Genomic DNA, 10,833 nt, shown 5'->3' with positions numbered 1-10,833 from the left:
CCGTTAACCCGTTCCGGTTAAGGTAACGATCACCCCGGCACGGTCGACTCCTCTGACAACGCCGCGATTGTCGCCCGCAGTTCGACTCCCCCGCACCTGACGGAGCACAGACCATGACCCACCCCGCCCGGCACGGCACGGGCCCGAGGGCCGTCATCACCGCCCTCGACCTGGACCGGACCGCGGTGCTCGCGGGCGAATCCGTCACCGTCGGCTGGCGTACGCGCGGCGCGTCCCTGATCTGCATCACCCGTCCCGACGGCGACACAGTCGAACTCGACGCACGGTCCGGCCGCGGCTCGTACCGCTTCACCGCCACGATGACCGGCGCGGTGCGCGCGGTCGCGTACGACCGGTCCGATGCCTCACCCGAGTGGGTCCGGCCGGTGGCGGTGTTCGAACTGCCGGAGACGGTCGCGGTCGGGATCCCCGACCTGCGGAACATCCCGATGCCGGTGTTCGGCCGCACCGGCCCGGTGATCCCCGACGCCAACGGGGTCGCCGCAGCGTTCCTGGCCGCCCGACCGCGCGACCTGCGCCTCGGGCAGCGGATGGAGACGCTGATTGCCAGTGGGCCCCCCGGTGTCCCGCCGCCCCCGCTCGGCCTGCTCCCCGACCGCTTCCACCCCGCCCCGTGGCTGACGGGGCCACTGACCGAGCCGCGGCGCCCGTCCCGGCTGCGGGCCTGGCTGCTGCGCAGAGGGGACGACGGATGATCGGGCGCCTGCTCGCCGCCATCGCGGGAGCCCGTCACGATGTGCTGCGGGAGACGCCCGCCGACCGCCCCCGGTACACGGCCACGGCGATCGTGCTGCTGACGACGGCGGCCGTCGCCGCGGTCTCGGCGACGTTCGCGCTGACCATGGCCGTCCGGCTGCCGCTGGGCCTGGCGATCCCCGCCGGGATCGGCTGGGGCCTGGTGATCCTCAACCTGGACCGCATGCTGATCCTCGGCATGACCAGGGACACCAGCCCGTGGCGCAACGGCATCGGGATCACCGCCCGCCTCCTCCTGGCCGTCCTGCTCGGCATCGTCATCTCGACGCCGCTGGTGCTGCGGATCTTCGAGCGGGAGATCAACGCCGAGCTGGAGGTGCTGCAGAGCGAGCGCGTCGCCGCGTTCGAGGAGCAGCTGCAGCAGAACCCCCGCTACGCCGCCATCCCGGAACTGGAGCGCGAACTCGCGCGACAGCAGGCCGTGGCCGACCAGAGCCCGGACGGGCAGGCCGCCGAGGACCCCGGGGTCATGGCCGCCAAGGAGAAGGTGGCCGCCACCAAGGAGGTCTACCTGGAAGCCGAGAAGTCCGCGCAGTGCGAGATCGACGGCAACTGCGGCACCAACCAGCCCGGCATCGGCGAGTCCGCGCGGCAGAAGATGGCCGCCCGCGACCGCGCGCTGGCCGACTACGAGGCCGCGCAGGCCGAACTGGTCGAGGCCCAGGCGCGCGCCCGTGACGCCTCGACGGCCGAGTCGCGGTCCGCGGCGTTCGAGGCCGAGCGGCTCCGCGCCGACATCGAGGACCGGCGGGCAGACCGCAAGCGCGAGCAGGACCAGTTCGCCGATCGGACCGAGGAGGACGGCGGTCTGCTGGGCCGAATCGAGGCCAAGTCGTCACTGGCCGACCGGCGTCCCGGCATCGGCACCGCGAGCCTGCTGCTGACGCTGCTGTTCATGGCGCTCGAGGTGCTGCCGGTGCTGATGAAGGTCCTGCAACTGCTCGCCCCGCCGACGGTGTACGAACAGCTGATCAGCCGCATGGAGCGCGAGGCGAAGGCCAACGCCGCCCGCAAGGCCGCCTACGAGCAGACCATCATCGACGACCGGGACCAGCGCCGGGTCGACCTCGAGTTCCACCAGGCCGAACTGCAGTACGCGGCGGGCCAACGCACCAACGAACGCCTGGTGAACGAGCAGGAGGCGATCGCAGCCGACGCAATCGCCCGCTGGGCCGCCACCGCGCGCGGTCAAAGCAGGCAGGCAGTCGACACCTGGGCCGCCGCGACCCGGCAGCCCCAGTGGCCACCCCACGGTGGCTACCACCACAACGGCAACAACGGGCGCGAACCCACCCTGCCACTGCGCCGCGAGTGGCGTTGATCCAACTCGTATCCCACGAGGATCAACTCCCCTTTCACCCACAATCGTGCCCGCTACTACGACGTCCTCAGTCCCTTCTCGACACGTCGGAACGTGCACGGACCTCGACGTACGCAGCCATGCTCGTTCTCCCCGGCTGCGGTGCCGGATACACCGGCAGTCACACAGCGGTCGCGCTCATCCAGGCAGGACACGATGTCGCGCTGGCCGACGGCCTCCGCAAAGTCACCCGCCATTGTCGACCGAAGCACGGAGATCACCGGCGCCCGAAGGTGCTCTGGGGAGACTCGACCTGACTCGACTGGACGAGGCCAGGTCGGCGCTTGCTCCTTACCCGCTCGACGGCGTCGTGCGCTTCGCCGGACTCGAAGCGGTCGGTGAAAGCGTCGCCGAGCCCCGTGCAGCCAACCAACCCCTTCGGTTGGACCGTTCATCGCGCATGGAGTTCTTCGACTACCTCCGTCAGGGCAGCGCCGAAGGCTGCGGCGTTGCGCGGTTGTCGATGGTGGTTCAGGGAATCGGCCAGCAACTGGTTGAGGCGCGGCGATCGGCGTATGTCCACTTCAGAGATAGTGTCTCGCACCATGACCGCCAGGTCGTGCACGTCGACCAGAGGACTTGCGGCAGTGTGGTGGGCGGCGCCCAGCGCACTGGATCCCAGGTCGAGGAGGAACGGTGTTTGTCGCGTTCCTGCAAGCACGACGGCGTCGAGGGTGAGTCGTTGGTGACCCAATCCGCGCTCGTGAAGCGCCTGCAGCGATGCGCACAACTGTCGGATCGTCTCGAGGAAGCCGACCAACCGAGGCGCGGCCAACGGCGCTCGGTAGAGGTCCCGGAGAGTGTGGCCCGTCTCCCTGCTGAACGCCAGGACGATGGCGTGGGGGTCCACCTGCAGGCCCAACAGTCGAGGGAAGCCAGGCACCGCTGCCAGGTCGGCCAGCAGCATCGCCTCCGCCTCGAACGCGGCGCGTTGTCGCGCGGCTGATTCGTCGGGCCGCACCAGGCGGAGTTCCCGGAGCGTGACGAGGTCGTTCGGCCTGCTCACGTCGCTGGCGATCGCTTGGCGCGTGGACCACGAAGGCGTCGAGTCGATCGGCACCGTGCCCCTGACCAGGTAGGAGCGCTGGCCGACGCGGACTTGGTGGCCGCTCGGCCAGGGATCGCCTGTGTCCTCGGGAGTCTCCGGGGGACGGACTACCAGCGCGCCCATACCGGGGGTGGGGAACCGGGGCTGCCCGGTGATCACCCGATACAGCTCGTCGATGCCGTCGAGGCTGAACCCGCTCACCTGGTAGTGGCTGGCGGTGTAGGGCTGGAGGAAGGCCGGGATCTCGTCCAGCGTGTGACCGGGCAGGACGACGGGAAGTATCTTGGCAGTCCACTGAGGACGCCGCGCGCTGAGCAGGTCGCGCAGCAGCGATGCCTCGAACTGGACGCCACGGCCGTCCTCGGCCTCGGCGCGGCCGTCGGCGCGGCGCTTGTATGCCGGCGACGCGATGACGAGAACGAAGTCAGCATCCTCCAGTTGGCTGATCATCCAGGTCGCCCAGTCCCGTCTCCGCTCTGTGTCCCACATGTCGAAGCGGACGTCGATGCCGACGTCGGCACGCAGGAACCGGGCGAAGGCGTGCACGTGCCGCTTGTGCTCCTCGGAGTCGTGCGCGTAGGAGATGAAGACCCTGGGCGGCGGTGCGTCACCCACTCGTCACCTCCGCGAGTAGGGCGCGCGCCTCGCCGAGCAGATCGGGAAACGCCGCAGGCTCGGACTCGGCGATCTGATTGAACGCCGTCACCGCTCTCGTCGCCGATTCCGCTGCCCCGACGCGGTCGCTCCCAGCTGCGAGTATCCGTGCTCGCGTCAGCCACGCCATGCCGACCTCGACCAGGAAGCGCACCGGTTCGTCCTCGGCAAGCCGCTCTCGGATCGTCAGCGCGAGATCGATGCACTTCAGCGCGGCGCGCGGTCGTCCGAGGGCCGACAGGGCGCGGGCTCTGATGACCAACAGGTCGCTGCGGTCCGACTCCCGCTCATCCCAGTCGAGCCGGAGCATCCTGCGCGCGAGAGCGTTCGCCTCGGCCGCCCTTCCGACGTTCAGTAGCGTCTCTGCCCGGTCGATGGACACGCTCGGATAGTGCCGCAGATCCGCGCCCAGTAGCCGGGCGCAGCCCTCGACGACAGACAAGGCCTCCGGTCCTTGTCCTGCTTCCGACAGCGCCGCGGCCAAGACATGCGCGGAGCGCACGAACTCGGCACGGTGCTCGTCGGGAGCTTGCTCGAACAGCGCCAACCACCGCGAGTGCCCCTCGACCGCGGCGGCGAGCATCTCGGGGTTCCTCTGCAGCTCCGACAGGGCGATGGCCGAGACGACAAGCGAGTCGGCCACGGCGAGGCCGAACTCGACATGGTCGACCCGGTCGGCCTCCCGGCCTGCGGAGACGTACTCGTCCGCCGAGAGGACGGCTTCGGCCCGGCGACCCGCTTCCGAGAGCAGCAGGGTCCGGAGGCGGAGGCTGTCGAGCAGATCGCGGCGGTGGTCCCCGAGCGCGCCGTCACCCAGCCGAGCGAGAAAATCCGCGGCCTCCGTCGCGGCCGCCAGCGCTTTCCCCGCGTGGTTTCGCTGTGCGTGGCACGTGGCCAGGTACACGAGCACCTCGCCCAGTTCCCCGTCCCGCTCGTCCGCGTTGCCAAACGTCAGTCGCCGGTAGGCGGTAACCGCCTTCTCGTAATGAGAAGCCGCTTCATCCAGTAGTCCGATCTCGAGGAGCGCGTTCGCCCGGTTCGCCAGAGCACGGGCGTGCAGGAGCGCGAAGGTGTGCGACTCGGACTCCCGGTGCGGCTCCAAGAGAGCCAGTGCCTCGGCGAGGACCTCTGCTGCCTCCTCGGGCATCCCGAGGTCCGCCAAGCACTCCGCATTGGTGTTGAGGGCGTTGACGAAACCCTGCACGTCTGGATGGGCCAGCGTCCGGAACAAGCCAACGCTCTCCGCGACGACCAACGCGGCTTCTTCCATACGGCCGAGCGCGGCCATCAGGTCGGCCCTGGTGCCGAGTGCGCCTGCCAAGTCTTCGGTGTACTCATCGGGGAGTTGGGCGGTCAGGGGGCGGTAGAGCGCCACGGCGTCGGTGCTGAATCGGAGAGCGAGCTCAAACTCACCGAGGTCTCCCAACCGCTGAGAGTAGGCGTTCAACGCCATGGCCTCATCCGCGCCGTATCTGACCGGGTCGGCGATGGCCAGGCGTCGGAACTCGTCCAGCGCGACCTTCGCCGTGTCCTTGGCTTCGGCATTACGCCCTACGTCTGCCAGCCTACTCGCCAGGTTGTAGAGCGCGTGCGCCGAACCGCCCGGGTCCACGTCCGCGGTCAGCTTGCTCAACCGCACTACCTCTTCGGCCACTTCCAGTGCTTTGTCGAATCGACCGTTGTCGGACAGACAGTTGGCGTAGGTGTTCAACGAGAGATTCAGAGCGAACAGGTCTGCTGTCGCGTCGTCGTCGGTTAAGCGCTGGCGAAGCGCCACGGAACCCTTGGCGGCCTCGACGGCTTGGGAATGCATTCCCGCGGCAGACAGGCGGATGGAGAGGTTGTTCAGACGTTTGGCTTGCTCTGCCCACACTGCGGGCGATGCGCTCGACTGAGCCAGTGTGCCCGCCGCTTCGGCCAGCCGTGCCGCCAGATCAGTCGCCCAGCGCCCGAGCGCCTGGGTCTGCAGGGGCACCTCGTCGTACAGCTTGCCGAGGATGGCCGGGTCGGTGCGCGGGTCGGCGGTGACGGCACTCAACGCGCGACGCAGGGGATCGGGGTTCTCCACCGTCGTCGCCGCCTCGACCGCCGCGGGCGCGAGCGCGACCGGGTGCGCCGTGATCACGTCGTGCACCACCGACGCCATGCCAGGCCGGTGGAGGTCAGCGCGCGCGAGCGTGCGCAGTGCCCGCACCCCCTGCCTGCGGGTGGTGCCAGGAAGGACGTCGTGCGGCAGCAGCGGGTCTTCCGTGATGACCGTCGCGGCGAGGTACTCGCCGAGCCGGTCGGGTTGGAGGGAACCCCAGTACATGCCGTCGGCCGGGTACAGCGACGCGAGCCACCGCGCCACGCCGTCCCGGCGGTCGTCCACACCCGCGCGGAGATCGGCGTAGCGGGTCAGGAGGTCGTGCGCCGCTCGCTGGTCCTCGGCCTGGCACAAGGTCGCGATGCCGACCAAGCGGCGACGGCTCGCCAGGGGGAGGTCGAGCCCATGGCGGACAGCGGTCCGCTTCCAGTACTTCTGCTCGTGTCGCAGCAGGACGGTCTCGTGCTCGGTGCCCGACGGAACGGGGTCTACCGCCTGCAGGACGGCTACAAGCGCGGCCATCTGCAGGTTGAGCGCGCACGCGAAGCGCTCGGCAGACACGTCCGGCAGGACCGCATCCGCCGCTGCGGCGAGGTTCAGTGGCCCGTCCCATTCGATCTCGTCGAGGCGAGCGGCCAGGTGCGTCATGGCGTTCTCGACTGCGGCTCGCCTCGCGGCCGCGGTGGGATCGAGTCCTGGCAGTCGCACGGGGGAGGAGACCTCGATCGGCGCGAGCGGGTCCTGCTCGAGCAAGCGCGTCCACCACTCGCCTGCGGATCTGGCGAGCAGCAGCAGCCGGATCTTGGGCGGAGAGGGCCTGGCTGTGACTGCGCGCAGCTCATCGAGAAGCACGGTGAGCTGTTCGCCTCGATCCTCCGCGTAGTCGATGACGAGCAGCAGGGGTTCGGTGAGCGCGCCGAGAACGGACAGCTCGGCCGCGTCGACCCTGTCCCGGAGGAAACCCGTGTGCCAGCCGCGCTCGCGGGCTACGGTGACTAACCGCCTGGCCAACCGCGTCTTGCCGTGGCCGCCCGGCGCGGTCACCAATCGGACGTCGAACGCTTGGTCGTTGGCGCACCAGTAAAGCAGTTCCGTGACCAGCTCGCTTCTCCCGTAGAAGGGCACGGCCTCGACATCGGCCGACAGCAGGGACACCGGTGAGTAGGCGCGGCGCGGCGCGGCGGCGGTCAGCACGTGCCGCAGCTCGGCAGGGACGACCTCGATCGGACCGACCAGCTCCCGGAAGCCGGGATGCGCGAGCAGGTCGGTGATGGGCACGATGGTGAGCCAACCTGCCCCCGGCTCGTCCTGGGCCTTGGCGACGACACCGATGACCGTCCCGGCGGCCAGCACGGCCGCGCCGGACGCGCCCTTCCAGCGGAGACGTCCGGCGCGGGAAGGCAGCGGATGGGTCGGCGTGACGCGCATCAGCCGCCTGTCCACCACCCCGGACAGGTGGGCGCTGTCCCGGTACCAGGACGAGTGCTCGTCGGCGGCGACTTCCATGCTGGTCGGGAAGCACACCAGCGCCACGGGGATGGCGGCCTCGGTGACCAGGGCACCCCAGTGCAGCGGTGGCAGGGACGCGGGTTCGACCCAGCGCGGATCGGTGATGCGCAGCAGCGCGGCGTCGGGCCGGTCGGCACTCGGCTCGTGGTCTGGGTGCCATACAACCGCACACTCGAGGTGGCTGTCCCCCGGGCGGCGGACGAACACCGGTGTTCCGCTGACGACGTGCGCCGAGGTCAGCACCATGCCGCCCTCGAGGAGGTATCCGGTCCCCGTTGCGTACCCCTGGCCCGGTTTCTTCGCGTAGACCTCCAGCACCCGGGGGTCCAGACGGGGCGCGGCTTGATCATGGTTCGGGTCGATGGGATGATTATGCCCATCGACGCAGCGGAGCGCGGGTACGACCTGCCCAGACGACGGGGTCTCGAACGCGTCGTCGAGGTTTACCAGCACGGGGGCCGCGGGCACGCCAAAGTGCGCACCGGTACCGGTTTCCTCCTGCACGACGGGCTGGTCCTCACGGCCGCCCACGTCGTCCCCCGGGACACCGCGGCGTTCGTGCGTTTGCGCCCGTCCTCCGGACTCCTGAAGTGCGAGGTGGTTTGGCGTAGGTACGACTCGCCCGCCGGTACCGGAGTCGATGCCGCGCTCCTACGGATAGGCGACGATACGTTCGACGCCCCGCGTCAGCCGGTGCGGTGGGGGAAGGTCGTGACCGCCGCACCGTGCCCGGTGGTCGCGACCGGGTTCCCCGTGGCGATGGAGCTGCGGCTCCGCGGCCGGTTGGAGTATCGCGACGCGGCCCAGATCCGCGGTGAACTCCTCCCGAGCAGCCGGGTGAAAGCGGGCCGCTACGAGATCAGCGTGACGACGCCGGTGCCCGTTCCCGTCGGAAGTCGCTCTGCCGACACCAGCCGGTGGGCCGGCATGTCGGGCGCGGGTGTGTGCGCCGATGGGGCGCTGGTCGCGATCGTCGCAGCGGATTCGGATGCGGGGGGCGCCGGATTGACGGCCATACCGGTGACCACGCTGCTCGCCGACCCCGCCTTCCGGCGGTTGGTGGGCGACATCAGCCTGGAGCCGGTGGAGCTGGCCGCCCTCATCGAACGGGCGCCTGCGCTGCCTCGGTCACCCATCGGGCTTCTGCGCGCCGAGCACGCCGCGGTGCGCTTCCGGGGTCGGGACGACCTCGTCGCCTCCCTGCGGGCTTGGGCGGACGACGAGCGCGGGATCGATGTCATGCTGGTCACCGCGCCCGCAGGGAGCGGAAAGACCAGGTTGGCCCATGAACTGGTTCGGGCGCTGCGCCAAGTGGGCTGGTGCGCCGGGTTCCTGGACGCCCTGTGCAGGCCGGACCTGATCGGCGTGGTTGCCGAGTCGATCGAACCCGTCCTCCTGGTGGTGGATTACGCCGAGACCCGGGTCGACCAGCTGCGCGCGTTGATCCACCTGATGGAGCAATTGGCCGACCGCGCCCTGTCCCCGATCCGGCTGCTCCTGCTGGCGAGGGGGGCAGGCGAGTGGTGGAGCGCGCTGCGATCGGCTACCCGGTTGTTGCGCGTCCGTCCGATGGAAGACGTCATCTCACTGCCGGACCTGCTGCCCGATTACGCGAGCAGGGTCGCCGCGTTCCGCGCGGCCGTGACCGAGCTGGCAGGCGGGATCGCTGTGCTGCCCGGCTCGGATGGTGTCGACGTCGAGCCGATCGACATCGATCGGCTTCCGCTCGATCGCCCGGAATTCGTCCGAGCGCTTCCCGTCCAGATGGCGGCACTGGCGGCCGTCCTGCAGCGTAGGACTCCGGTCGAGATCGCCGCAGGCGCCACTGACGAAGAGGTCCTGCTGCGGCACGAGGAGCGCTTCTGGGCGGACACGGCCGCGGTTCACCGCATCGCCCACCTGCACCCCAACACCCTCCGCCAGTTGGTGACGGTGGCGACGCTGTGCCCTGTGGTGTCGTCGGCGGACGCCACGAACCTGCTGAGGAAGCTCGCGCTCCTCAAGGGGGAGACGGCGAACGTGCTGACCGCCGCCGCGGCGTGGCTGCGGGACCTCTATGGCGCGGATGGCCGGTACTGGGACGCCTTGGTCCCCGACGCGCTCGGGGAGTACCTGGTCGGCACTGTCGAGGTCGACTTCGGTGGCCTGCTCGACGATCTCGCCGAGCACGTGTCCGGTGAGCAGGCCGTGCAGATGCTGACCGTGTTGTGCCGCGCGAGCGAGCGGTTCCCGGCGCTGTCCGACCGGATTGTCCGTTACGTGCTGGGCAGGCCACGCCCGATGGCGTTCGCCGCGATCGCGGTCACCGCACGCGGTGAGCATCGGATCCCGTGCCACGCGCTGAACCTGCTGGTCACGATGCCCGCGCTCGACGCCGCCCTCGTCGACGATCTGTTGCAAGCGACTCCGTCGCACACGATCTCGTTGGCGGAGTGGGCCGTCTCGGCGGCGACGCGGCTGGTGGACATGCGTGTCGCGGGCACCGCCGACGACGGCCACCGGCTGGCTTCAGCGGGGGATGCCCTCCAGCACCTGGCGTTCCGGCTGGCTGAGACGGGGAGGCACGACCAGGCGCTCACCCACGCGGTCGAGATGGTCCGCCTCCGCAGGGAGGCGGTCGCCAGGTTCGGCGCCACACCGGATGGCCTGGTGGAGGCGCTGTTGAGCTACGGAGCACGCCTCGCGGCTGTAGGTCAGCTCGAGCGAGCCGTGCGCGCAGGCGGCGAAGCGATCGCCCTGTGCCGGTCGGACGATCTGTGGACGGACCAGGTTCGGTTGAGCGCGGCTCTGCACCACTACGCCATCTGGCTGCACGAGTCAGGTCGTTGCGACGAAGCCGAGCGGGCGGGCGGAGCCGCTGTGCGCGCGCGTGCGGAGTTGGCCCGGCAGGACGAGCGTTATCGCGCCGAGCTGGCCAATTCGAGCACGAACTACGCCTACTACCTCCAGGACGTGGGACGCCCGGAGGAGGGGCTGCCGTACGCGCTCAACGCTGTGGACACGTACCAGCTGCTTGTGCGCGAGGCGCCAGACACCTACACGGTGACCTTCGGTCGAGCGCTGATCAACCTGGCCCGCCTACTGGCTGGGCTGGACCGCGTCGACGAGGCCCTTGACCGCGCGGCGGAGGCGGTGCGGGTCTGCAGGCAGCTCCTTCGTGAGGACACCGCGAATCCCCGAGCGGAACTGGTGGTGGCGCTGGCGAATTACGGCAGGCGGCTCGCCGCCGTGAAACGGTTCGACGACGCGATCCAGGCACTTGAAGAGGCCGAGGAACTCACTCGCAAGCTCGCGGTCGCTGGTCCTGACCGGGCGCAGAGCAGGCTGACCGCGATCCAGAACGATCTCCGGATCCTCCGGCGTCTTGTGTCCTCAGGATGACGACACCGCCGCGGGAGT

The 10,833-nt window shown here is 69.9% G+C and carries 5 protein-coding genes; 3 read left to right on the top strand and 2 right to left on the bottom strand.

Annotation, left to right across the window (positions count from 1 at the left end):
- Nucleotides 1-113 precede the first annotated feature (113 nt).
- Together IEY98_RS28320 and IEY98_RS28315 are read left to right on the top strand one after the other, a co-directional pair.
- Nucleotides 114-716, top strand: coding sequence for a hypothetical protein (locus tag IEY98_RS28320; RefSeq protein ID WP_189213724.1), 603 nt, complete (start codon nt 114-116; stop codon nt 714-716).
- Nucleotides 713-2,098 (top strand): DUF4407 domain-containing protein, encoded by a 1,386-nt coding sequence (locus IEY98_RS28315; protein WP_189213723.1) that lies wholly within the window; start codon nt 713-715, stop codon nt 2,096-2,098. The genes IEY98_RS28320 and IEY98_RS28315 overlap by 4 nt, the downstream gene beginning before the upstream one ends.
- 430 nt (nt 2,099-2,528) lie before the next feature.
- Here IEY98_RS28315 and IEY98_RS28310 read toward each other — a convergent pair whose 3' ends face one another.
- Together IEY98_RS28310 and IEY98_RS28305 are read right to left on the bottom strand one after the other, a co-directional pair.
- Nucleotides 2,529-3,800, bottom strand: coding sequence for an SEFIR domain-containing protein (locus IEY98_RS28310; RefSeq protein ID WP_189213722.1), 1,272 nt, complete (start codon nt 3,798-3,800; stop codon nt 2,529-2,531).
- On the bottom strand, nt 3,793-7,938 hold the full coding sequence (locus tag IEY98_RS28305) for a S1 family serine peptidase (RefSeq protein ID WP_189213721.1): 4,146 nt from the start codon (nt 7,936-7,938) through the stop codon (nt 3,793-3,795). Before IEY98_RS28305 ends, IEY98_RS28310 begins: the two co-directional genes overlap by 8 nt.
- Here IEY98_RS28305 and IEY98_RS28300 point away from each other — a divergent pair.
- A complete protein-coding gene (locus IEY98_RS28300) occupies nt 7,909-10,815 on the top strand; it encodes a P-loop NTPase (RefSeq protein ID WP_189213720.1) in 2,907 nt (968 codons plus the stop codon). The two genes, IEY98_RS28305 and IEY98_RS28300, sit on opposite strands and share 30 nt — an antisense overlap.
- Nucleotides 10,816-10,833: the final 18 nt, after the last annotated feature.

The sequence above is a fragment of the Actinokineospora fastidiosa genome, assembly GCF_014648415.1.
Taxonomy (GTDB): domain Bacteria; phylum Actinomycetota; class Actinomycetes; order Mycobacteriales; family Pseudonocardiaceae; genus Actinokineospora; species Actinokineospora fastidiosa.
The sequence above is the reverse complement of the archived record's forward strand: the minus strand, read 5'-3'. Positions and strand labels throughout refer to the sequence as shown.

Excerpts from the sequence above, each read along its gene's own strand:
- IEY98_RS28320 (WP_189213724.1), top strand. The coding sequence starts at position 114 with ATGACCCACCCCGCCCGGCACGGCACGGGCCCGAGGGCCGTCATCACC.
- IEY98_RS28315 (WP_189213723.1), top strand. The coding sequence starts at position 713 with ATGATCGGGCGCCTGCTCGCCGCCATCGCGGGAGCCCGTCACGATGTG.